General features: G+C 40.0%; 24 protein-coding genes. 13 read left to right on the top strand and 11 right to left on the bottom strand.

Annotated features, from left to right (window positions below):
- Nucleotides 1-660: 660 nt before the first annotated feature.
- The 7 genes from fdxB to PI95_RS06435 all read left to right on the top strand — a co-directional run bounded on the left by fdxB (nucleotide 661) and on the right by PI95_RS06435 (nucleotide 7,064).
- Complete coding sequence (fdxB, locus tag PI95_RS06465; protein ID WP_039753317.1) at nucleotides 661-954, top strand: ferredoxin III, nif-specific; 294 nt, start codon at nucleotides 661-663, stop codon at nucleotides 952-954.
- Between the two features lie 526 nt (nucleotides 955-1,480).
- Nucleotides 1,481-2,488 (top strand): cytochrome c oxidase subunit II, encoded by a 1,008-nt coding sequence (locus tag PI95_RS06460; protein WP_039753319.1) that lies wholly within the window; start codon nucleotides 1,481-1,483, stop codon nucleotides 2,486-2,488.
- A gap of 145 nt (nucleotides 2,489-2,633) precedes the next feature.
- Nucleotides 2,634-4,325 (top strand): cytochrome c oxidase subunit I, encoded by a 1,692-nt coding sequence (ctaD, locus tag PI95_RS06455; RefSeq protein ID WP_039754172.1) that lies wholly within the window; start codon nucleotides 2,634-2,636, stop codon nucleotides 4,323-4,325.
- A 70-nt stretch (nucleotides 4,326-4,395) separates the two neighbouring features.
- Nucleotides 4,396-4,995 (top strand): cytochrome c oxidase subunit 3, encoded by a 600-nt coding sequence (locus PI95_RS06450; protein WP_039753320.1) that lies wholly within the window; start codon nucleotides 4,396-4,398, stop codon nucleotides 4,993-4,995.
- Between the two features lie 98 nt (nucleotides 4,996-5,093).
- Entirely contained in the window at nucleotides 5,094-5,582 is a 489-nt protein-coding gene (locus tag PI95_RS06445; protein ID WP_039754173.1) for a hypothetical protein, read from the top strand.
- A gap of 74 nt (nucleotides 5,583-5,656) precedes the next feature.
- A complete protein-coding gene (locus tag PI95_RS06440; RefSeq protein ID WP_039753321.1) occupies nucleotides 5,657-6,268 on the top strand; it encodes a cysteine dioxygenase family protein in 612 nt (203 codons plus the stop codon).
- Nucleotides 6,269-6,599: 331 nt separating this feature from the next.
- Nucleotides 6,600-7,064 (top strand): ArsC/Spx/MgsR family protein, encoded by a 465-nt coding sequence (locus PI95_RS06435; RefSeq protein ID WP_039753322.1) that lies wholly within the window; start codon nucleotides 6,600-6,602, stop codon nucleotides 7,062-7,064.
- Between the two features lie 134 nt (nucleotides 7,065-7,198).
- Here PI95_RS06435 and cysK read toward each other — a convergent pair whose 3' ends face one another.
- Nucleotides 7,199-8,158 carry a cysteine synthase A gene (gene cysK, locus PI95_RS06430; RefSeq protein WP_039753324.1) on the bottom strand — a complete coding sequence of 320 codons (960 nt, stop codon included), beginning with the start codon at nucleotides 8,156-8,158 and terminating at the stop codon, nucleotides 7,199-7,201.
- A 997-nt stretch (nucleotides 8,159-9,155) separates the two neighbouring features.
- Here cysK and PI95_RS06425 point away from each other — a divergent pair.
- The 6 genes from PI95_RS06425 to PI95_RS06400 all read left to right on the top strand — a co-directional run bounded on the left by PI95_RS06425 (nucleotide 9,156) and on the right by PI95_RS06400 (nucleotide 12,225).
- Nucleotides 9,156-9,569 (top strand): hypothetical protein, encoded by a 414-nt coding sequence (locus tag PI95_RS06425; protein WP_039753325.1) that lies wholly within the window; start codon nucleotides 9,156-9,158, stop codon nucleotides 9,567-9,569.
- Nucleotides 9,570-9,596: 27 nt separating this feature from the next.
- On the top strand, nucleotides 9,597-9,860 hold the full coding sequence (locus tag PI95_RS06420) for a hypothetical protein (protein WP_039753326.1): 264 nt from the start codon (nucleotides 9,597-9,599) through the stop codon (nucleotides 9,858-9,860).
- A 2-nt stretch (nucleotides 9,861-9,862) separates the two neighbouring features.
- The gene (locus PI95_RS06415; protein WP_039753328.1) at nucleotides 9,863-10,174 is read left to right on the top strand and encodes a hypothetical protein; all 312 of its coding nucleotides are present in this window, start codon (nucleotides 9,863-9,865) and stop codon (nucleotides 10,172-10,174) included.
- Nucleotides 10,175-10,503: 329 nt separating this feature from the next.
- Entirely contained in the window at nucleotides 10,504-10,839 is a 336-nt protein-coding gene (locus PI95_RS06410; RefSeq protein ID WP_039754174.1) for a hypothetical protein, read from the top strand.
- Nucleotides 10,840-10,856: 17 nt separating this feature from the next.
- On the top strand, nucleotides 10,857-11,861 hold the full coding sequence (locus PI95_RS06405) for an LLM class flavin-dependent oxidoreductase (protein WP_039753329.1): 1,005 nt from the start codon (nucleotides 10,857-10,859) through the stop codon (nucleotides 11,859-11,861).
- Nucleotides 11,854-12,225 (top strand): hypothetical protein, encoded by a 372-nt coding sequence (locus tag PI95_RS06400; protein ID WP_039753331.1) that lies wholly within the window; start codon nucleotides 11,854-11,856, stop codon nucleotides 12,223-12,225. The genes PI95_RS06405 and PI95_RS06400 overlap by 8 nt, the downstream gene beginning before the upstream one ends.
- A gap of 72 nt (nucleotides 12,226-12,297) precedes the next feature.
- Here the strand turns inward: PI95_RS06400 and hypB are convergent, their stop codons facing one another.
- From hypB to PI95_RS06350, 10 genes are all read right to left on the bottom strand, one after another.
- The gene (gene hypB / locus PI95_RS06395; protein WP_039753332.1) at nucleotides 12,298-13,224 is read right to left on the bottom strand and encodes a hydrogenase nickel incorporation protein HypB; all 927 of its coding nucleotides are present in this window, start codon (nucleotides 13,222-13,224) and stop codon (nucleotides 12,298-12,300) included.
- Nucleotides 13,215-13,556, bottom strand: coding sequence for a hydrogenase maturation nickel metallochaperone HypA (gene hypA / locus PI95_RS06390; RefSeq protein ID WP_039753333.1), 342 nt, complete (start codon nucleotides 13,554-13,556; stop codon nucleotides 13,215-13,217). Before hypA ends, hypB begins: the two co-directional genes overlap by 10 nt.
- A gap of 256 nt (nucleotides 13,557-13,812) precedes the next feature.
- Nucleotides 13,813-14,904, bottom strand: coding sequence for a hydrogenase expression/formation protein HypE (gene hypE, locus PI95_RS06385; RefSeq protein ID WP_039753334.1), 1,092 nt, complete (start codon nucleotides 14,902-14,904; stop codon nucleotides 13,813-13,815).
- A gap of 12 nt (nucleotides 14,905-14,916) precedes the next feature.
- A complete protein-coding gene (locus PI95_RS06380; RefSeq protein ID WP_236116956.1) occupies nucleotides 14,917-15,486 on the bottom strand; it encodes a GNAT family N-acetyltransferase in 570 nt (189 codons plus the stop codon).
- A 45-nt stretch (nucleotides 15,487-15,531) separates the two neighbouring features.
- Nucleotides 15,532-15,747 (bottom strand): tautomerase family protein, encoded by a 216-nt coding sequence (locus tag PI95_RS06375; protein ID WP_039753336.1) that lies wholly within the window; start codon nucleotides 15,745-15,747, stop codon nucleotides 15,532-15,534.
- 12 nt (nucleotides 15,748-15,759) lie between these two features.
- Complete coding sequence (gene hypD / locus PI95_RS06370) at nucleotides 15,760-16,941, bottom strand: hydrogenase formation protein HypD (RefSeq protein WP_039753338.1); 1,182 nt, start codon at nucleotides 16,939-16,941, stop codon at nucleotides 15,760-15,762.
- 56 nt (nucleotides 16,942-16,997) lie between these two features.
- Nucleotides 16,998-17,246 (bottom strand): HypC/HybG/HupF family hydrogenase formation chaperone, encoded by a 249-nt coding sequence (locus tag PI95_RS06365; RefSeq protein WP_039753339.1) that lies wholly within the window; start codon nucleotides 17,244-17,246, stop codon nucleotides 16,998-17,000.
- 89 nt (nucleotides 17,247-17,335) lie between these two features.
- On the bottom strand, nucleotides 17,336-19,738 hold the full coding sequence (gene hypF, locus PI95_RS06360) for a carbamoyltransferase HypF (RefSeq protein WP_039753340.1): 2,403 nt from the start codon (nucleotides 19,736-19,738) through the stop codon (nucleotides 17,336-17,338).
- 93 nt (nucleotides 19,739-19,831) lie between these two features.
- The gene (locus PI95_RS06355; protein ID WP_039753341.1) at nucleotides 19,832-21,043 is read right to left on the bottom strand and encodes an NHL repeat-containing protein; all 1,212 of its coding nucleotides are present in this window, start codon (nucleotides 21,041-21,043) and stop codon (nucleotides 19,832-19,834) included.
- Between the two features lie 5 nt (nucleotides 21,044-21,048).
- The gene (locus PI95_RS06350; protein ID WP_039753343.1) at nucleotides 21,049-21,903 is read right to left on the bottom strand and encodes a NifU family protein; all 855 of its coding nucleotides are present in this window, start codon (nucleotides 21,901-21,903) and stop codon (nucleotides 21,049-21,051) included.
- Nucleotides 21,904-21,973: the final 70 nt, after the last annotated feature.

Genomic DNA, 21,973 nt, shown 5'->3' with positions numbered 1-21,973 from the left:
TGTACCGTGCTTATTAATATTATTAATAATTAAATTTAGTAATTATTTTGTTAGCTAATTTACAGTTATTAATGACAAAATCAATATGTTGAATTGAGGTAAATAATCAAAAATATGATATTGAGCTTGTATTTAGTTATGTAGGCGATCGCTTAAAAAGTAAATTTCACATCATTTACTTTGCCCAATATAGATTCCGGATATACATAAGCTAATAAAAAAGCAATTATGTATATCTAAACACTATTTATTATTTGTAGTTGGTAACGCATATTTCTCTACAAACACTATCATCAGTCAGACAAAGTTTACCAAAAATTATCAAATTAAACATCAGTTATTTCTTTCTATTTGTCAGTAAACAAGGAATTTCAGTCTTCAGCAATCGACTGTTCTGATAAATCTTGCGTCTCACCCCAAATCAGCAGAATCAGGCGATATAAGCATGATATCAGTCAACGTCTAATTTAAATTATTGGTAAAAACTTTCAATTAGAAAGTTTCAAATAACTTAAAAAACTCAAAATATTAAGTTAAAGTCATCAAAAATTGATAGAGAAAATAATCATTTGTGAATAATAAAGCCAGCTAATTAAGATTAAGTTAGGATGAGAATAAGAGTCCAGATAGATTAGTAAGCAAAATTGCTGAGGTAGATTCATGGCACAACTAACAGGCTTGACATTTGGCGGTAAAACTTGGACACCTAAATTTGCTCAAGATATCGATCAAGAAAAGTGCATTGGCTGTGGCAGATGCTTTAAAATTTGCGGGCATAATGTACTATCTTTGGCAGCGCTAAACGAAGAAGGCGAACTTGTAGAAGATGAAGATGATGATGAAATCGAACGGAAAATAATGACAGTGGCTAATCCAGAAAACTGTGTTGGTTGTGAGGCTTGTGCAAGAATTTGTCCAAAGAATTGCTACACCCATGTTGCCTTAGTAAATTAAGGTTTATGCGCTTTTTTCAAGCGCTATTGCCGGAAAATGCGCTTGCCGAAAGGCAAGCGACCACCTATCTAGTACTCGACCAACCCAAAAGGGGAATGCTGAATATTTATCGGTACGCAAAAAGTTACCAGTAAAACAATCTAGAAATCGAAAAATGTCAGCTATTAACAAATTTAAACTTGCTGCTAATATAGCCTAGATCGGTGGTGATGCTTTTGGCTTTTTTTCTTTTATGCTTCATCATGAAACTTGATTGGTAAATGCTTATAGTTAACTATAAGCAAAAATTTAGTTGTAGCTTTGCCGGACAAAATATATTAAGAAATATAGAGATTTTTCCCGGATTCTCTATAATAAACAGAGAAAATATATAGGTGAAAGCAAAAAAATCTGCTTGTTGTGATGCTCTCACAAGCGAGAAAACTATTTTCTTTCCTGCCTAGGATATACATCAATACAGGATATGAATCCTGGGGTAAAAAGAAAGAAAATCACACAAACACGATGTTGTACACAGCAGGTATGTATGCAAGAAATTCCTGTTTCATTATTAACTTTAGTTGCTGGGGCATTCGTCACAGTTTTAAGCATCTGGCTTGGTCAAAACCATAGTTTACTGCCGGTGCAAGCTTCAGCACAAGCGCCTTTGGTGGACGGGTTTTTCAACATCATGTTCAGCATTGCGATCGCTCTCTTTTTGGTAGTAGAAGGAACCATCTTAATTTTTGCAGTTAAATATCGTCGCCGTAAAGGTGATGATACCGATGGTGTCCATATTGAGGGCAATCTTCCTTTAGAAGTTTTTTGGACGGCAGTTCCATCAATCATTGTCCTTTGCTTGGGAATATACAGTGTTGATGTGTTTACGCGCATGGGTGGAATTGAAGCACCCGGACATATGATGGCTATGAGCCATTCTCCATCTCATGTTGCTCAGATGCCGGGAAGCGCGATCGCAGCTACATTGAGTGACGCCTCAACAACGGAATTGGAAGTACCAGTACCCCCAGCAGGTGCGCGGAAAATTGGCATTGGTGGAACTCCGGCTGAACAAGGCAAAGTTGCCGACTTAGTTGTTGATGTCACCGGGATGCAGTTTGCTTGGTTATTTAACTATCCCGAAAGTGGCGTTAATTCTGGAGAATTACACGTTCCAGTTGGTGCCGACGTACAAATCAACTTGTCCGCAACAGATGTTATCCACTCATTCTGGGTACCGCAATTTAGATTGAAGCAAGACGCAATTCCCGGTATCCCTACTCAATTGCGATTCGTCGCTACTAAACCGGGTACATATCCGATAGTTTGTACAGAATTATGCGGTGGCTATCACGGTTCAATGCGATCTTCTGTAATTGTGGAAACACCAGAAGAGTATGATAGCTGGCTGACAGAAAACAAAATTGCTCAAAACCAAGAACTCAATCAAGCTGTTGCAGTCAAGCCAGCTGAGTTATCAACTTCAGAGTTTCTTGCTCCCTACGCTCATGATATGGGGATTAGTTCACTAACTCTAGAGTCTATGAGTCATTAGTCAAGAGTCAAGAGTCAATGGTCAAGAGTCAAGAGTCAAGAGTCAATGGTCAAGAGTCAAGAGTCAAAACATCTTGGACTGTGGACTGTGGACTTTGGACTATGGAATGCGTGACTTCGCGAAGCGGTTGGACAAAGGAAAAAATATGACGCAAGTAGAATTTCCACCGAATACTCCACACGAAGACAATAAAACTCAATTGGTGAGTGCCCATACGATCCATCCTCAAGCGTGGAAATGGTATGACTACTTCACGTTTAATGTTGACCATAAAGTTATTGGCATCCAATATTTAGTTACAGCATTTGTCTTCTATCTGATTGGGGGACTGATGGCTGTTGCTATGCGTGCAGAATTAGCGACACCGGATGCAGACCTCCTCGACCCGAATTTGTACAACGCTTTCATGACGAATCATGGAACAATCATGATTTTTCTGTGGATTGTACCGAGTGCAATTGGGGGATTTGGTAATTATCTGGTGCCGTTGATGGTTGGTGCTAGAGATATGGCTTTCCCGAAGTTGAATGCGATCGCCTTTTGGTTGAATCCACCAGCAGGTGCATTACTGCTTGGTAGTTTCTTTTTTGGCGGTTCGCAATCTGGCTGGACTGCTTACCCACCATTAAGTTTAGTTACCGCTAACACCGCACAATCGATGTGGATTTTAGCGATCGTCTTGGTGGGAACTTCCTCAATTTTGGGTTCGGTGAACTTTGTCATCACCATCCTGAAAATGAAAGTCCCTAGCATGAAATGGGATCAAGTTCCCTTATTTTGCTGGGCGACTTTAGCAACTGCTATTTTGGCGCTTCTTTCGACACCCGTGTTAGCAGCTGGTTTGGTGCTGTTGTTGTTTGACATCAACTTTGGTACTTCCTTCTTTAAACCAGATGCTGGCGGTAATGTGGTAATTTACCAACATTTGTTCTGGTTTTATTCGCACCCGGCAGTTTATTTGATGATTCTGCCAATTTTCGGCATTATGTCCGAAGTGATACCCGTACACGCTCGCAAACCGATTTTTGGGTATAAGGCGATCGCCTATTCCAGCGTAGCCATCTGCGTTGTCGGTTTGTTCGTCTGGGTACACCACATGTTTACCAGCGGTACACCCGGTTGGATGCGGATGTTCTTCACCATCTCCACCCTCATTGTGGCTGTTCCCACCGGCGTGAAGATTTTCGGTTGGGTTGCTACCCTTTGGGGTGGTAAAATTCGCTTCACCAGCGCCATGCTATTTGCTATTGGCTTGCTATCCATGTTTGTCATGGGTGGCTTAAGCGGTGTAACGATGGGAACAGCCCCCTTTGATGTTCACGTCCACGACACATATTATGTAGTGGCGCACTTCCACTATGTATTGTTTGGCGGTTCCGTATTTGGCATCTACGCCGGCATTTACCATTGGTTCCCGAAAATGACCGGACGGATGATGAATGAAACTTGGGGTCGCATTCACTTCGTCCTCACCTTCATTGGCACTAATTTGACATTTTTGCCGATGCACGAGTTGGGTTTGCAAGGAATGCCTCGAAGAGTTGCCATGTACGATCCGCAATTTATCAGCCTGAATCAGATTTGTACTGTTGGTGCTTTTGTATTGGCAGCTTCAGTGATTCCCTTCACCATCAACGTCATTTGGAGTTGGATTGCTGGACCAAAAGCCGGTGATAATCCTTGGCAAGCTTTGACTTTAGAATGGACAACCAGTTCACCACCAATAGTTGAAAACTGGGAAGTATTGCCCGTTGTCACTCACGGTCCCTACGACTACGGCATCGATAATCATAGCGCTGAACTGCCGCCATCTACTGCGACGGAAGTTAGTGCTTAGTTAGTTCGTAGTAAGCGCTTATAGCGCTTATTACGATTTCTTTTTGGACATTTATTCAAGCTGCAACAATATGGCGATCGCAACATCAAATGCAGAACATCACGCAGAACACAGCGAACATCAAGATTTGCGAGTATTAGGATTATTGACCTTTCTTGCTTCTGAATCTTTAATGTTTGGCGGCTTTTTTGCGGCTTATTTGTTCTTTCGAGGAATAACGTCAGTTTGGCCCCCAGAAAACACCGAAGTAGAGCTTTTATTGCCGACAATTAACACTATCATTCTCGTTTCTAGTAGTTTCGTCATTCATTTTGGTGACGCAGCAATTAAAAGGAATGATGTCAAAGGAATGCAGCGGTGGTATACCATCACTGCAATTATGGGAGCAGTTTTCTTACTTGGTCAGGTTGTTGAGTATCTAACTTTAGGATACGGCATGACGACCAACGTATTTTCCAACTGTTTTTATTTAATGACAGGATTCCACGGTTTGCACGTATTTGTGGGACTGTTATTAATTTTAGGTGTATTGTGGCGATCGCGTCGTCCCGGTCACTATTCTGCTACCAAGCACGTTGGTATTGAAATGGCAGAAATATACTGGCACTTCGTAGACATCATCTGGATTGTTTTATTCTCCCTGCTGTACATTCTCACCTTGTTTAAATAAAGGGAAGGGAGTGGGGAGTGGGCAGTGGTGAAAATTCAAAACTTCTTTATTCCCTATTCCCTACTCCCTACTCCCCATTCCCCATCAAGGAGATTTTTATGAAAGCTGACTCAAAAACATTCTCATGGTTTCAAGTTCCAGAAGATATCAAGAATTTATTGATATTAGCCGCTAAAAGCTGGGAAAATACCGCCGAATCAGAAAAGTATATGCAGCAAGCTTTAGCTAAAACACAAGATAATATAGATGTGTTAATCGCCGCATATAGATATTTTTACTATAAAAATAATTATCTACTAGCACTGCAAATGGCAGTCAAAGTTATAAATAAAATTCATAATCACGAAAATCTACCTGATGATTGGCAACAATTAAAGCCAATATTAGTTAGTCGCAAAGATAACCCCTCAATTAGGCTATATTTAACCGCTTACGCCGCTTCTGGATTAGTATTAGCAAAGCTGGGAGAGATAGAACAAGCTAAAGAAATAAGTGCCAGAGTCAAAGAAGTTGATGATAAAAAAGAATTTGGTGGGGGACTTATACTTGATATTTTGACACGCCCAGCGGAAGAAGATGAAGAATAATTATCTTCGTAGTAAGCGCTTTAGCGCTAAAGCGCTTACTACAAAACACAACCTATCTTCAAATACTGAAAATTATGAAAAATAGAGATTGGCTTGTAACTGGAGACGGTAAATATCAAGCATGTAAATCAGCTAGAGAATGGGATTTATTAAGAGATAATTATCGCCTGTATCGGTTTATAACTGAGGTAGAAGATGTTCTTAATAACGTTGACGACGAATCGAGTCGCCTTCCAGAAATTCGGATGCTGGTAAGGCGATTGATTACTAATTCCTATTGGGTGCAAAGTCAAAAATTACAACCTTCTCCAGAAACTGGAACTTCTGTTTTACTACTGTATGATGAGTTAGGTTTTCCTTTAACAGTGCAAGTGGTAACATTTTTACCAGGAATAAAATCATCAATTCACAACCACGGAACTTGGGGAGTAGTAGCGGTATTAAAAGGACAGGAAAAAACTACTTGTTGGCAACGCAGTCCTAGTGCAGAATTTCCAGATAAAATTGAAACTACAGGCGACATAACTTTAGAACCAGGAGATATTATAAGCTTTACTCCCGATGCAATTCATAGTGTAGAAGCGGTAGGTGATGAACCAACTGTTACTTTTAATATTTATGGCGAAACTGACCCCAAGGAAAGGTTTGAGTTTGACAGAAGTAGTCAAACTGCGAAAAAGTTTTAATTAATATATATTAATAACTATTTCTGACAAATATTTAATTATATTAATTAAAATTTTACTGGGGTAGTAACTATCTATTAAACTGATTTTTGTTTATATAGCAATCCCAAATAAGAGCGTAAAACTCTCTCTTCCTCTTTCTCTGTTCTCTCTGTGCCTCTGCGGTTCGTTTCTCAAAAGTCTTTTTTCACTCATTAGATAGGATTGCTATATCCATATCACTTACGTAATGCATTCTTTGATAATGGCTTGAACGAACTGCCAAGAACATCAACAGACCAAAAGAGAATGCGTAAGTCCTAATCTATCTAATTATTAAGGAGATAATTCAATGGCAAGAGTAATTTTCTATGAAAAACCAGGCTGCAAAAACAATACTAAACAAAAAACTCTGCTGACAGCCGCCGGTCATGAAGTTGTGCCGTATAATCTGTTAACTGAACCTTGGACAGTTGAGCGTTTGCGCTCATTTTTTGGCGATCGCCCTGTGGTTGAGTGGATAAACCGCGCCGCCCCAGCGGTAAAATCCGGTGAGGTAGATCCAGAAAAATTAGACGCACAAACTGCCTTAATATTGATGCTGCGCGATCCGCTGTTAATTCGGCGTCCCTTGATTCAAGTAGGCGATCGCCGTGAAGCCGGTTTCGATGTGGAAAAAATCAATGCTTGGATTGGTTTAACCGCTGCGGATGAATCCCTCCAAGAAATGAGCGAAAAACTCATGAACCAAGACCTACAAGGCTGTGCCCACGGTCACGATCGCGAACACCATCAGCAAGGTAAGTGCAAGCATTAGAAAGAGGGGGGGAGTGGGGGATGGGGAGACAAGGAGATGGGGAGAAAGAATTGTCCCCTTGTCCCCTTGTCTCCTTGTCCCCTTGTCCCCCTTGTCCCCCTTGTCCCCCTTGTCCCCCCTCCCCCCCTGTCTCCCTAACGCACAGCCGTAGCTTCGACTTCCAAGTTTTGGAACATCGGGGTGCTGAGGTAGCGTTCGCCAAAGGAAGGCTGAATCATGACGATTAAGCGATCGGCGTTTTCTGGGCGTTTAGCGACTTGAATTGCTGCATATAAAGCAGCACCAGAGGATATACCAGATAACAATCCTTCTTCTTTCGCCAAACGCCGTCCATAAGCCATCGCCTGATCGTCGCTGACTTTAATCACTTCGTCAATCAGTTCGGTACGGAGAATGGTTGGGACAAATCCGGCACCAATGCCTTGAATTTTATGCGGTCCTGGTTCACCACCAGAGAGGACGGGGCTATTGCTGGGTTCAACAGCGATCGCCTGAAAACTTGGCTTGCGCTTTTTAATTACTTCGGCAACTCCAGTTATTGTCCCACCAGTACCTACCCCAGCAATGAGAATATCCACTTCCCCGTCTGTATCTTCCCAAATTTCTTCGGCGGTAGTTTCTTGGTGAATTTTTGGATTTGCTGGGTTGCGGAACTGTTGCAGCATAAAAGCATTAGGAGTTTTAGCGACAATTTCCTCCGCTTTGCGAATTGCGCCTCGCATTCCTTCTGCCCCTGGAGTTAACTCCAAAGAAGCACCATAAGCGCGTAGCATGGCGCGTCTTTCTAAACTCATCGTTTCTGGCATCGTTAAAATCAAACTGTAGCCACGCGCTGCTGCCACCATTGCGAGTGCAATCCCGGTATTACCAGAGGTCGGCTCAACTAAAATGGTTTTTCCTGGCGTAATCCAGCCTGTTGTTTCTGCCTGCTGCACCATGCTGATGCCGATGCGGTCTTTGACTGAAGCCGCTGGGTTCATTCCTTCCAGCTTCGCGACGATTCGGGCTACACATCCTTCAGCTTGGGGGATCTTATTCAGAGCAACTAAAGGAGTCCGTCCAATAAGTTCTGTTACGTCTTTAGCTATCCGCACGAATTAACTCCTAAAATTCTAAACTTAGTAAAGTGTCACACATTTTATTTTCTTACAGTTAGTGGTCTATATGTGTGCCACGATTTGAATTTACTAATTTCTTTCTTTGAATGAGTTGTTGATGTAAGTTGCACTCTGGGCGTGCAAGTGTATGTATAAACATATATAAATTATATACTCTAACTTACCCAGAAAACTTAAAATATTTGAGACTGGTTAGAGTGGGCAAGGGTTGAGTGGGAATCTGGCTGTTGAGTTGTGTGATGCGAGTGTGAATTGTTCGTCGCTTTAACAACTCTGGCTTACTAACAAAGTATTTTATAAATCAATAAAGGTTATTTCTGTAGTGTTTAGATGATTTTTCAAATTCTCTAGATAAAAAACGCAAATATTTCATGTTATATTAATGTTTTCTTGATTCATTTTAAGTTAATTGCGTGTATATTTACCAAGTAATATGATTTGCTTTGAGTACAACAGAACTCTTGTGTGAAATTAGCTCAAAAACAGTCTTTTATCAAAGCCTGGAAGGGTTTGATGTTGAGTACAAAAATGCTAGAACCCCCAGAAGGTAAATACTAGTACCCCAACCCAAAAATACTAGTACCCATACCCCAAAAAATTTTTGTAAGTCTTATCAGATAAGAATTGCAGGCTTTGAGTACAAATCTAATTAATTTAATAATCTTAATCCACACAGATAAATAGTTGTGTGCAGAGACGACTGATATAAAACTTATAGGATTTACGCAGAGATTCCCCTCTACCCCCCGACATTCTGATGGTGCAAACCTAAAGAACGAGGGGGGACTTCTTAACCCCCTGTTGTAGATAAGGGAAAGATGTGCGTCATTCCTGTCATTAGTGCTTTCTTACTTCGGATATTTATATTTTGCACGCTTCAGCCAGACTTTTATTTGCCAAAGCTTAGTGCTTGTATAACCCGTAAAAAATATTTGCTCGCTGGGTAGATACTGCCTTGCAACGAAGAGTCAAGATGAGATCCCGAATTGTAAATATTATCACAGTTTGTTTAGTAACTTTAGCAGTGCTTTCTCCAGGAGTAGTAGTATTTGGCATAATTTGGGGACGACATATCGAATTATTAGAAATAAAGAATTCAACTTATGCAGTTAATCAAATTGGTACAGATACTGCTGACGAAGCACTGCAACAAAGGTTATTAACTACTAAGGAAGAAGATACAAAACCCAACCCTGCCCAAGAAATACTAACTACTGTTGAGCAATATAAAATTGCCACTATGTTGGAATGGTTTTTCTTGTTTTTCCCTATTTGTGTTGGCTTAGGAATTCTTTTCTACGATAGGTATCTTGTATATCGAGCTGCGGTTTTGCAAGAACAGATAGAAATGTTGGAAAGACTTTGGCAGCAAAGCATCGAGCAATAAACAATTCGCGCATCAATAAAAGTAACCATGACTGAACAAACCCAAGAACAACGCCAAAACCTGTATTTTAATTTAATTGATAAGCTACTTAAGTGTCCTAACGGTCAGGAACCAGAAGTTTTACAGCAAGAGCCAGAATTAATTGATAGTGGCTTGGTGCAGACAATGATGCAAGTAGGAACTATGTTTGCTCACGAAGGAAATCAAGATGGTGCCGAGTTTTTATTTTTTGTTGCGCGTGAGCTAGCGAAGGAATTAGGATTGTATCCTGAAGTTTCAAATAAGGAGTAGAAATGCTATTGACTTCAATAGATGCCGGACAAATCGCGTTAGAGTTCCTGATGGCAGATTGGAACATTTCCGAACCAAATAGAGAGTGGTTTACAATCTTTAACTCTCGTTTGATTGGCGAGTCTTGGTACATTGTAGAACTTGGCATCGCCGGATTTCCTGATAGGTGGTTTATTCAAGTTTACGACAATGGAGAGTGTGACCCAAACTATACATTTATCTCTCCTATGCGTGGTTCAGATGGATATGTTGACCTCATGGATTTGCCAGAATTGGTAGCAGAGGTTTTGGTGTCAGAGCGTAATGCTCGATAATCACAATTAATGATTGTTATGAGTGAAAACTTTGAATCAGAAATTTTTAACATGGGAATTCTGATGTTTTGCGAAAACAATCAATTTAAATTATTTAACTGCCTTGGCTGGATTGGCGCTACATTTGATGATTTTTCCAGTCAAAGGCAAGTTTAAAAAAAGCTTGGGTGCTATATCAAATTGATAGGAGGTATGCTTTGAGCAATACCTCCTATTGTTTAATTGTAATTATAAAACATTAATAAAAAATGGGATTATTGTCAAATTTTATTGACACTAAATATGTTATATTAACATGTGTGATGAGCGCTACAAAAATATGTTTTGTAATGATTACTGAAGATATCCTAGCCAAAGAATTCATAAGAGTCGTGGAAAACTATTACCCACAATTAGGGGAATTGTTAGACGGCTGTTATGTGAAAGTCATCACCTGTTATTGGGGACGACCTCCTAAACGCTTGCAATACATAGGGATTTATTGCTCTGCGGAAATATTGACTTATGTGCAAGCAAAAAAAGATGTACTTAGAGAAGTAGCAGACAACATGGGGTTAGTTCAGGTGGTGTTTTTGAATGCCTCACGACTGCTACGCGATCCGATGTCAAAACTAAAGCAGGCACATCCACGTTTGTGGTTAGATTTGCATTGGGTCGCAACTTAGAAATAATAGCGATCGCCATGAAAACTGGATTGTTTTGTAATTATGAAAATCCTTGCCAGGATGCCCATCGTGCGATTTTTGAACAAGTCGCGCTGGTAAAACATGCCGAATACCTCGGCTTTAACGAAGCCTGGGTGAGCGAACATCATTTCAATGAATTGAATATCAGTTCATCAATGTTAGTCTTGCTGGCGCATTTAGCGGGCGTTACTTCCACAATTCGATTAGGAACTGGAGCGGTGTTGCTGGCGTTTCATAACCCGATTCGAGTTGCGGAAGATATTGCTACATTGGATAATTTATGTAGTGGTCGGTTAATATTTGGAATCGCCAAAGGTGGACCGTTTCCGCAACAAAACAAGCATTTTGCTACAGGAACGAGTGAATCTCGCCCGAAAATGTTAGAAGCGATGGCGATGATTCAGCAGTTGTTATATGAAAGGGATGTCACCTTTAACGGGCAATATTATCAATGTGCAAAGTTGACAATTTACCCGAAACCATTGCAACCGAAAATTCCCGTGTTTGTAGCAACTGGCGATGATGACGGGGTAGCCTTTGCCGCAAAACATTCCTTTGGTTTGATGGGGGGACCGCCGTTTTCACTGAATAGATTGAAGAATACTGTTGGCAAATATCGTGCCTTAAATTCCAGCGGTGCTGAAAATCTTATGCTGGCACGCTTCTTTTTTGCTGCTAAGACATACGATGAAGCGGTGAATGAAGCGATGCCTTTTATCCGCAAATACAGCCTGAAAATGAAAGCGAATTCTGCCCAACTCATGCAAGGCAGCCTCAATCAAAAAGCCAAACCATTTGACCGCGACAACATTTGTTTTGATGAAGACTATTTGATTGAGAATTCGATTATTGGTGATGTGGCAACTTGTCGCGACAAAATCAAAAAATTTCAGGATGAATTAAATATAGGCACGCTGGCACTCAAACCCTCGTCTTTTGACTTGCAAAAAAACCTAGAGAGTTTGACTCGCTACAACCAGGAGGTGCAAAATTATGTGTAAACCACCCTCACTGCCTGCGGATGATTTACCGCCAACAGAGGTGACAAAACATGATAGAATGCTGCATCAAGAGCTAGAACAATCTACTGGCAGATGCTTTTATCAAGCGTGCGATCGCATTACCCGAACATTACTATCTAATTGTCATTGGTACATCACCACAAATGCCGATAGTTTGACCTTGGTAATTGACAGTCCTGACATAGTATCTTACTGGCATATAGTCAGCAACATTCCTCAATTTGGCAATCGATTAGAACGGTTTTCTAGTAACGCTAACATCCGCGTTTATCCTCCATTTGGCAAAGGGGGTGCGTTTGAAATTAGCGTCAACGAAATCTCAGCTTATCGAGATTGGCTTTGAGACAACGCTGTTATATTATGTCCGGCTACATATATTGTAAAGACGTTCCGGCGGAACGTCTCTACGATGTTGCTAATGGCTAATGGCTTTTTTGGACAGCCAATCATACCAATTATCTAAACCAATTCCAGTCTGCGCTGAAAGCTGAAAAATCTGAATTTGCGGATTGACTTGCTTGGCGTATTCTATGCAGCGTTGCACATCGAACTTGACATAAGGCAGCAAATCAATTTTTGTCAAAATCATTATCTCACTAGCGCGGAACATATAGGGATATTTTATCGGTTTATCTTCTCCCTCTGTCACCGATAAAATTACAACTTTTGCCTGTTCTCCTAAATCAAATAAAGCCGGACAAACAAGATTGCCAACATTTTCAATCATCACTATAGAGTTAAAAGGTGGATTGAGTTGTTGCAAACCTTGTTCTACCATTGCTGCATCTAAATGACAGCCACTACCCGTATTTACTTGAACAACTTTGCAGCCCGTATCTTTGATTTTTTCCGCATCATTAGTAGTTTCTTGATCGCCTTCAATTACACTAAGAGATAACTGCTGTTTTAAATCATTGATAGTGCGAGTTAAGAGAGTTGTTTTTCCCGAACCCGGAGAACTGACTAAATTTAATGCCAGAATATTTCTACCTTTAAACCAGCCGCGATTTTCGGCAGCTATAAGATTATTTTTTGATAAAATTTCATGTTCTAAAGATATAGTTCTGCCATGTATTTTGGCATGAATTTGAGAAACTTCATTAATATCGTGACTATGAGAGTGGGTAACTACCTTGCCATCAGGTAACACATGAGTATGATGGTGGTGGGTTTCAGTAACAGGTTCGTGACTGTGAGAATGAGTAATTAGCTTACCATCAGGTAACACATGAGTATGATGGTGATGGGTTTCACTTTCAGGCTGAATTGTCATTACTGTACCCGTTTGCAAATTAGAAACTTTAGCTTCAGCATCATCAGAACAGCCGCAAGTTACACACATACTTCATCTACCTCTATTTCCTTAATTTTTAATTCTTCGCCAGCTATTAAATCTAGTTGCTTACTTCCACAATTACAGACACCAAAGGGCTTTTCTAAAGGAATTTCTGCACCACATTGACGACATCTTGCCAAACCGGGAATTTGCAATATTTCTAATATTGCCCCTTCTAAAACTGTGTTTTGAGAACAAACATCAAAACAAAAAGATACGGCATCAGGCATAATAGCTGAAAGCTTGCCAATTTCTAATAATACTCGTCGCACTTTTGCACCATTGGCGTATTCAGCTACAATTGCTACAACATTTTGAGTAATTCCTATTTCGTGCATAAAATTCAAGCGATCGCTCTTTTTTAATATCAGATGTAGGGTGCGTTACACTGCGTTAACGCACCCGAAAAAATTAGGTAGGCATTATACATTAAGCTTGTATAACTAATAAAAAAATTACTTAATTCACCAAAAAACTAACTTTTGATTGCTTATCTATCACAAATCCTATCAATAGCCTTTTTGTGAAAAAGTCCGATTGACTACAAATATCTATATAAAAACTTAATAAATTCTATGAAATCATCATCATAACTTAACAAATGCGTGGTAGCTGATCGCCCACAAGCATATCAACAATGCGTTCAGCACCGAAAATAGTGTTTAATAATACAATTCCCGGAGGCGAAGAAATAACTTCACCGATAATACAAGCATCTTTTCCTGCTGGGTGAGACTTCATAGCTGATAAAACAGTGTCAGCATTATCACCTTTCACCACTACAACCAACTTACCTTCATTCGCCAAATACAACGGATCTAAACCGAGAATTTCGCACACACCTTTTACTTCTTCACGCACTGGGATAGACTTTTCATCCAGGCGAATTCCGACATTTGAACTAACAGCAAATTCATTTAATACTGTAGCCAAACCGCCGCGTGTTGCATCCCGCATTGCATGAACTCCGGGACAAACATTGAGGATAGTTTCAACTAAATCATGTAACGGCTGACAGTCACTTTCAATATCAGTATCTAATGCCAATTCACCACGGGCAATTAAAATAGCAGCGCCATGATTGCCCAATTCACCATTAATAATTATCGCATCTCCCGGTTGAATATTGTGTGCCGAAATCGCAACTTTTGCTGGGATAACACCAATACCGGCAGTATTAATAAACAACTTATCTACAGCACCGCGCTGCACAACTTTCGTGTCACCTGTCACAATTTGTATACCAGTTTTCTGCGCGGCTATTTTCATGCTTGTAGCGACACGCCGTAATGTTTCTACAGATAATCCTTCTTCTAAAATTACACTACAACTAAGATATAAAGGTTTAGCACCACTCACCGCTAAATCATTAATAGTACCATAAATTGCTAATTCTCCTATATCACCGCCAGGAAAAAATAAAGGATCTACAACATAAGAATCGGTGGTAAAAGCGAGTCTATCTCCGTGTTGTGTGAAACTTGCTAAGTTAAAGCTTGCTTGGTCTTCTAATTGCGAGAGAATTGAATTATCAAAATTACTGATAAAGATATCGTCAATTAAATCGCGCATTGCTTTGCCACCGCTACCATGCGCGAGAGTAATATGAGTATCTCGCAGTTTACCCCGGCGAGGGACTTTTTGAAATAGGGGATTTTGTGCTGAGTTATTGGGGGAAAATTTCATATTAAATAAGATTTAAATTTCCTTTAAAGCTTGGAAAGCTTCTCTTTCAATTGTCAAAAGATTCTCGTCTACCCACTTACCATGCTTCTGAAAGCCTTGCGGGATATAACGAACAAACTTCATGCCCACATTTTTTAAGACTTTTTCACTACCCGTATTCCACAAAGCATGATAGGCTTCTATGCGATCGGCATCCAAAACCGTGAAACCGAACTCGATAATTACTTTAGCAGCCTCTGTCATGTAACCCTGACGTTGATGTTCTGGGTGTGTCCAGAAGCCAAGATTCCAAACACCTTCAGTTTCGCCTTTTCTAATAGAAATTCTGCCAATAAATGCGCTAGTTTTGGCAGATTCAATAGTGAATGTGTAAGCTGAACCAGAATCCCAGGCTTGAAGACTTCTTTTAAAAGGTTCGTTAAGTTCTTCAATGGATTGTGGTGGTTCCCAAAGCATCCCATCGTTAAATCCTTGGAAGCGTGTAGCTGAGAATACATGTGAAATATCTTGCTCACAGACGCATCTAAGAATACAGCGATTACTATTGATTCGGTATGTCCTTGGTATTTTTATACTTGACATTAATGGCGTATAAATTGTAGAAGGCAGCACTTTACAATCATAGCTTTATACACCTTTCTCTTTATGTCTACCGCTATGCTTATCAGAATGTAATTGACCCCCTACCGCCCAATTTTCCCTTTCAAATTCATCAATATGAATTGTAATCCACTCAGGCTTAGAACCCAAAGTAGCAACGAGTGTATCAGTGAGGGCTTTAACTAATTCGCGTTTTTTTTCAATAGAATGACCTTTCGCAATTTGAACTGTGATAAATGGCATATAATCTCCTTTTTATCGAGACTTACCGCAAGCGGGGAGAGGTTCTTGAGATATTGTTACCTGTGATTTTTCCGGTGTATTTTTCTTAGCAACTTTAGAAAGGCGACCATATTTGTAATAAGCTGCACAAGCACCTTCAGAAGAAACCATGCAAGTTCCAATCGGTGTTTCTGGGGTGCAAGCTGTACCAAATACTTTGCATTCCCAAGGCTTCAATACTCCTTTGAGAATTTCCCCACATTTACAAGCTTTATGGTCGGCAACTTTGAGGTTAGGAATGGTAAATTTAAGTTCGGCATCAAATTGGGCATACTTTGTCCGAATTTTTAAGCCAGAGTTGGGAATGTCACCTAAACCTCGCCAATCAAAGTTTTCGCGTACTGTAAAAACTTCGTTTATAGCTTCTATCGCAACAATATTTCCCTGTGTTTCAACGATTCGGTTATATTGATTTTCAACTTCACAACGATTTTCAACTAGCTGCTGTAATAGCATCCAAATTGATTGAAAAATATCTAAAGGTTCAAATCCGGAGATAACAATTGGCTTATGATACTGTTGAGAAATAAATTGATAAGGGTCTGTGCCAATTACCATGCTGACATGACCCGGACCGATAAATCCATCAAGTTGTAAATCGGGATTATCTAGCAGTGCTTCCAAGGCAGGAATCACGAGGACGTGATTGGAAAACATGCTGAAGTTGTGAATTTTTGCGGATGCTGCTTGTAGGATGGTAAAAGCAGTGCTGGGGGCAGTTGTTTCAAACCCAAGGGCAAAAAAGACGATTTCTTTGTCGGGGTTTTCTCTAGCAATTTGCAGGCTATCTAGGGGAGAGTAAACCATGCGAATATCTGCGCCTTGTGCCTTGGCTTGCAGTAAGCTGGTTGTGGAACCGGGAACCCGCATGGCATCGCCAAAGGTGGTGAAAATGACGTTGGGATTTTGGGAGATAGCGATCGCATCATCTAATCTCCCCTTTGGCATCACGCACACCGGACAACCTGGACCGTGAATTAATTCTATTGTGTTGGGCAAAACTTCTTCAATGCCATATTTAAAAATAGAATGGGTATGACCGCCGCATACTTCCATTAATTTGATGGGCTTTCCTAATATTAGACATAATCTTTCAATTTCGTGAAGTAATGCTTCAGCTTTTTGTGGTTCGCGGAATTCATCAACGTATTTCATATTAACTTTGTATTTTAGATGAATTTACTCGTAGTAAGCGCAGAGAGCGCTTATTCTTAACTTATCGCTTCTGCTAACTCTTCCAATAACTTTAATGTTTCCGCCGCTTCTTTTTCGTTAATTCGATTCATGGCAAAGCCTACATGAACCAATACCCAATCTCCAACACAAGATTCGGCGGGATGCTGTTCGTTAACGATGCAAGCAATATTAACTTGACGCTTTACACCACCTACGCTAACAAGGGCTAGTTTTTGATTTATGTCAGTTATTTCTGTTATTTGACCGGGTATTCCCAAACACATGTTTTGTTATCCTTGTTGAAGATAAACGAACCTTACTAGGCACAGAGAACACAGAGAAAGAAAAGAAAGAGTATTTAAAATCTTGCAATTTATGGATTTATTAATTTAGCGGCAGCAATAACAGCTTGCCCTAGTGATAAGCCGCCATCGTTTGAGGGTACTAAACTATGAGTTAGTACTTTTATTTCTAATGCTTGTAAGCGGTTACTTACTTGCTGTAATAAAATACTATTTTGAAAAACTCCTCCGGTAAGAATGACTTTATTTATTACATTTTCTGTACGCAGATGTTTAACCATTTCTACAATGACGTTAGCTAAACTTTTGTGAAATTTAGCAGCTATGACAGGTTGAGAAATCTGCTGTTGCAAGTCGTGGAGTAAAGCTTGCCACATTGGGCGCGGGTCTATACAATAAATACTATCTGAAATGTCAAGTTTAAAAGGATAAATTTGAGTTTCTTCATGATTATTTAAGCTATGGACATCGACTAAGGCTTCCATTGCGATCGCTGCTTGTCCTTCATAGCTACATTCTTCGCGACAAATACCGATAGCAGCAGCAACTGCATCAAATAAACGCCCGATTGATGAAGTTAAAGGAGAGTTAATCTCTTTTTCTATAAGCTGATTGAGAAGGTTTAACGGCTTTTTTTCGATAAATTGTAAGATTTCTAACTCACCGTACTCTTGTTTTAAATATTGCCAAGTAAACGCTGATAGCAATTGGACATAAGTGTTACGCCAAGGCTGAGAAATTGCTTGTTTACCTCCAATCATTGCTACTGGTTTAAATGTTGCCAGTCGCTTAAATTGGTGATAATCTGCTAACATAAATTCTCCGCCCCAGAGTGTGCCATCTTCGCCATAACCTAGTCCATCTAAAGCGATTCCTAAAACAGGGTTGCTATCTAGAGGAATATTATTTTCTGCCATGCAAGCGGCAATATGGGCGTGATGATGCTGGATGTTATAAACTTTTATTTGATTAGCGTTTGCTAGTTCTTTACCTAGTTTTGTTGAAAGATATTCAGGATGTAAATCTACAGATATAATTTCTGGTTTATGTTCAAATAGATTTAAGTATAAATTTAGCGTATTTTGATAAGCATTAAAAGCAGCAGCGTTTTCTAAATCTCCTAAATGCTGAGAAAGAATTGCTTGTCCATCTCGCAATAGACAAAAGGTATTTTTTAACTCACTACCCATTGCTAATATATGAGGAACGTTGTTAAATCCTGGTGGTAAATTGATAGGTGTTGGCGCGTATCCTCTAGCGCGGCGAATTGTTTGCACTTTATCACCGACAACCCGCACTATAGAATCGTCTAATCGGTTAACAATCTTACGGTTATGTAGTAAAAAATAATCGGCTATTTTTCCTAACTTTTGCCGCGCTTCTTCATTATCAATACATTGCGGTTCATCAGAAATATTGCCACTTGTTAAAACAATCGGGCGATTCATCCGTTTGAGAATTAGATGATGCAAGGGCGTATAAGGTAGCATAAAACCCAGAGTATTTTGCCCAGGTGCTACGGAATGTGCTAGAGAGTTAGGAGTTAGGAATGAGGAGTTAGGAGTTAAGAGTTTTTCTCTTGTCACCCTGTCTTCTAGTCCCTTCTTTCGCATTAAAACAATTGGTGCTGCGGGACTTTTTAATAATTCTTTTTCCTTGGCGCTGGGGGTGCAATATTCTTCAATTACCGTTATATCTCGCGCCATTAAAGCAAAGGGTTTATGGTAACGTTTTTTGCGATCGCGCAATTTTTGCACCGCTGTTTCCTGTGTTGCATCGCAAGCAAGATGAATACCACCTAACCCCTTAATTGCTACAATCTCGCCTTTTTGCAACAAGGTACAGACAGCATCAATATCATCCAGCATCGAGAACATGAAAGCGGTAATCGGCTTATTATCTGCACGTTCTAAAGTCACTTGAGGTCCGCAGATATGGCAAGCAATAGGTTGAGCGTGAAATCGACGGTTTTCGACATCGTTGTATTCCTTCGCACATTCTGAACACATGGCAAAAGCAGCCATGCTGGTATTATTTCGGTCGTAAGGAATGGCGCGAATAATACTTAGGCGCGGACCGCAATGAGTACAGTTAGTAAAGGGGTAACGATACCAACGGCTAAGGGGATTAAAAATGTCTTCTTGACATTGCGGACAAGTAGCAGCATCAGCGGCAATTTCTGTTTTTATCGCATTACTAACACTCGTAGAAATAACAAAATCATTAAAGCTAAATTCACCCTGATAACGAGTTCGTGTCAGTTGATTAATTATTGCTAAAGGAGGACATTCTTGCTGCAATCTTTGAACAAATTCTGTTAGAGATTCATCACTACCAGATACCCGAATTAACACACCTTGACCATCATTAAAAACTTCCCCGCGTAACCCGCAAGCTTTTGCCAAACGATACACAGTAGGTCGAAATCCTACCCCTTGAACAGTGCCATAAACCCTGATTTCCTCAATAGACATAAATCTTTTTCTTCTTTGCGTGACGCCAGTTGCTACAACGCGGGGAACCCGCGCAACGCCCTGGCTCCTCTGCGCCTTTGCGTGAGATAATATCTATACTTCCATTTCCCAAATTAAAATTCTATTATTTCCCGAATCAGCTATTACCGCAGTATTGCCACATACTTTTATTCCATAACACCAATTTAAACTATCTCGTTTTGGCAATGCAAAATCGCGATTTTCACCTTTACTTTGAAAATCTATTTGTCCAGCTATCGCATCAGCAACAGCACCTTGCAAAGATATAATTGATTCTGGCATTTTCCATCCCAACAACCGAGAATTAGCAGTATCCGCAACTAACAACCAATCACCACAAGCTGCCACACCATAAGGCATACTTAAACTACTAGCATTAGGAAAATAAACACCCTGATTTATTTCGACTAAATCAAAGCTTTTTTGTCCCAAAACAACTGCACAAGGAGTATTATTTTCTGTTGGAATTCCTTGCCAAATCATCACCCGGTTATTACCCGCATCAGTGATAACTAAATTATCTCCCCAAATGGTGATATCATGACACCAACGCATACTCGATGCTGAGGGACTAGCGCCACCATTTTCATTACGCGATCGCATGTCTGGTTGTCCCAACACTAAATCCGCTGGTTGACCATTTTCTGACGGTAATTCATTCCAAATTAAAACCCGACGATTTCCCGTATCAGCAACAAACAATCTCCCTTGATAATAGCAAACACCATAACACCAGTTTAAAGTATTTGCGGCGGCTTCTTGCTTTCCCCGATTCGGTTTGTTGTCGTTAAAATTAGCTTGACCTAACACCAAATCTGCCGGAACATTATTATCTTCCGGTAACTTTTTCCAAATTAAAACGCGGTGATTCCAAGCATCCGCTACTGCTAAACCTTCCCCACAAGCACAAATCCCAGTTGGGACACTTAAAGTTGCCCTTCCTGGTGTAGTTTTTGCATTTTGTCCCTCATGATTAAAGTCAGGTTGTCCAATTACCCAATCAGCAGGTTGATTATCTGTGGTGGGTAAATTCCGCCATCCTAATAAGCGATGATGTCCCGTATCTGACACCCACAAAGAACCAGTCTCAGATAGCAAACATGCACCACGCGGCGCAAACATTTCTTTAGCACTAGGTACTAAAGGTATCACTAATGTTTCTGATTCAATACTATTACCTAAAATTACTTTTGCACCATGAAAACAGAGAGGTAATCTTTGGGCAATTTCTGTTGCTTCTCGCTTAAATTTTGATGTGGGAGTAATTTTAATTGGGCTATGCATCAATTTTAGATTTTCAATAGTAGTTGCACAAAAACTTTATCACCTTTAATCTTTACAGGATACGACTGTAGAGAAACATCGGGTGCTGTTAAACATTCTCCTGTATCTAACCTGTACTGAAATCCGTGAGAAGGACAGGTGAGAATATTATTTTCAATTGTACCCTTATCTAAAGGAAAAGCTAAGTGAGCGCAAGCATTTTTGTAACAACTTATCTTAACACCTTGACGATGTAAAATCAGCGAATTACCTGCAAAATTAACTGCCAATACACCAGATTCAGGAACTTTATCAACAGTTGTTAGCTTAACCCAAGGAGGATTTCTATTTTGATAAAATGGACTGGTTAAACCTGAATTACCACTATTAATAATAGGTTTATTTTCGACGGCGATAACTTTGGTAATTTCTGGACAATATTTTTTAATAGCTTGTTCAATTCCGTGAGATAAAGTCAAAGTTGAAGACGGACAATGACTGCAAGTTCCGATGAACCTGACTTCAACTGTATCTGGTAATTTAATTGCTACTAATTCCACATCACCGTTATGACTTTTTAAGCTAGGACGAACTTCATCAATGGCTGTTTGAATGCGTTGTGATAAAGGCGGTTTTGGCGGTTTTACGAGTTCGTGATACAGCAGCACTCCGTATACCACTTCATCATCTACTGCCTCACGTAAAGCGGAAATTGATTCTTCTTTTTTTAAACTTTTAATCAACCGCATTAAAGCTACTTTATGTAAAGCTTCAATTGCCCTTTTCAGCCCCACCACTACACAGCGCTGGCTTTCATCCCACTCAGCGACAATTGCCTCAAAGCGGTTAATTTCTTGAATTAATTCCTCAAGCTTGGTCATTATTTAGTGGATAGTGGATAGTGGATAGTGGATGGTGGATAGTTGTTAGTAGATAGTGGATAGTGGTTAG

Source organism: Hassallia byssoidea VB512170 (assembly GCF_000817785.2).
GTDB lineage: Bacteria > Cyanobacteriota > Cyanobacteriia > Cyanobacteriales > Nostocaceae > Hassallia > Hassallia carrinoi.
Note: the sequence above shows the minus strand (reverse complement) of the source record. Positions and strands in the feature narration are given on the sequence as shown.

Excerpts from the sequence above, each read along its gene's own strand:
- fdxB (WP_039753317.1), top strand. The coding sequence starts at position 661 with ATGGCACAACTAACAGGCTTGACATTTGGCGGTAAAACTTGGACACCT.
- PI95_RS06460 (WP_039753319.1), top strand. The coding sequence starts at position 1,481 with ATGCAAGAAATTCCTGTTTCATTATTAACTTTAGTTGCTGGGGCATTC.
- ctaD (WP_039754172.1), top strand. The coding sequence starts at position 2,634 with ATGACGCAAGTAGAATTTCCACCGAATACTCCACACGAAGACAATAAA.
- PI95_RS06450 (WP_039753320.1), top strand. The coding sequence starts at position 4,396 with ATGGCGATCGCAACATCAAATGCAGAACATCACGCAGAACACAGCGAA.
- PI95_RS06445 (WP_039754173.1), top strand. The coding sequence starts at position 5,094 with ATGAAAGCTGACTCAAAAACATTCTCATGGTTTCAAGTTCCAGAAGAT.
- PI95_RS06440 (WP_039753321.1), top strand. The coding sequence starts at position 5,657 with ATGAAAAATAGAGATTGGCTTGTAACTGGAGACGGTAAATATCAAGCA.
- PI95_RS06435 (WP_039753322.1), top strand. The coding sequence starts at position 6,600 with ATGGCAAGAGTAATTTTCTATGAAAAACCAGGCTGCAAAAACAATACT.
- PI95_RS06425 (WP_039753325.1), top strand. The coding sequence starts at position 9,156 with ATGAGATCCCGAATTGTAAATATTATCACAGTTTGTTTAGTAACTTTA.
- PI95_RS06420 (WP_039753326.1), top strand. The coding sequence starts at position 9,597 with ATGACTGAACAAACCCAAGAACAACGCCAAAACCTGTATTTTAATTTA.
- PI95_RS06415 (WP_039753328.1), top strand. The coding sequence starts at position 9,863 with ATGCTATTGACTTCAATAGATGCCGGACAAATCGCGTTAGAGTTCCTG.
- PI95_RS06410 (WP_039754174.1), top strand. The coding sequence starts at position 10,504 with ATGATTACTGAAGATATCCTAGCCAAAGAATTCATAAGAGTCGTGGAA.
- PI95_RS06405 (WP_039753329.1), top strand. The coding sequence starts at position 10,857 with ATGAAAACTGGATTGTTTTGTAATTATGAAAATCCTTGCCAGGATGCC.
- PI95_RS06400 (WP_039753331.1), top strand. The coding sequence starts at position 11,854 with ATGTGTAAACCACCCTCACTGCCTGCGGATGATTTACCGCCAACAGAG.
- hypB (WP_039753332.1), bottom strand. The coding sequence starts at position 13,224 with ATGTGTGTAACTTGCGGCTGTTCTGATGATGCTGAAGCTAAAGTTTCT.
- hypA (WP_039753333.1), bottom strand. The coding sequence starts at position 13,556 with ATGCACGAAATAGGAATTACTCAAAATGTTGTAGCAATTGTAGCTGAA.
- hypE (WP_039753334.1), bottom strand. The coding sequence starts at position 14,904 with ATGAAATTTTCCCCCAATAACTCAGCACAAAATCCCCTATTTCAAAAA.
- PI95_RS06380 (WP_236116956.1), bottom strand. The coding sequence starts at position 15,486 with ATGTCAAGTATAAAAATACCAAGGACATACCGAATCAATAGTAATCGC.
- PI95_RS06375 (WP_039753336.1), bottom strand. The coding sequence starts at position 15,747 with ATGCCATTTATCACAGTTCAAATTGCGAAAGGTCATTCTATTGAAAAA.
- hypD (WP_039753338.1), bottom strand. The coding sequence starts at position 16,941 with ATGAAATACGTTGATGAATTCCGCGAACCACAAAAAGCTGAAGCATTA.
- PI95_RS06365 (WP_039753339.1), bottom strand. The coding sequence starts at position 17,246 with ATGTGTTTGGGAATACCCGGTCAAATAACAGAAATAACTGACATAAAT.
- hypF (WP_039753340.1), bottom strand. The coding sequence starts at position 19,738 with ATGTCTATTGAGGAAATCAGGGTTTATGGCACTGTTCAAGGGGTAGGA.
- PI95_RS06355 (WP_039753341.1), bottom strand. The coding sequence starts at position 21,043 with ATGCATAGCCCAATTAAAATTACTCCCACATCAAAATTTAAGCGAGAA.
- PI95_RS06350 (WP_039753343.1), bottom strand. The coding sequence starts at position 21,903 with ATGACCAAGCTTGAGGAATTAATTCAAGAAATTAACCGCTTTGAGGCA.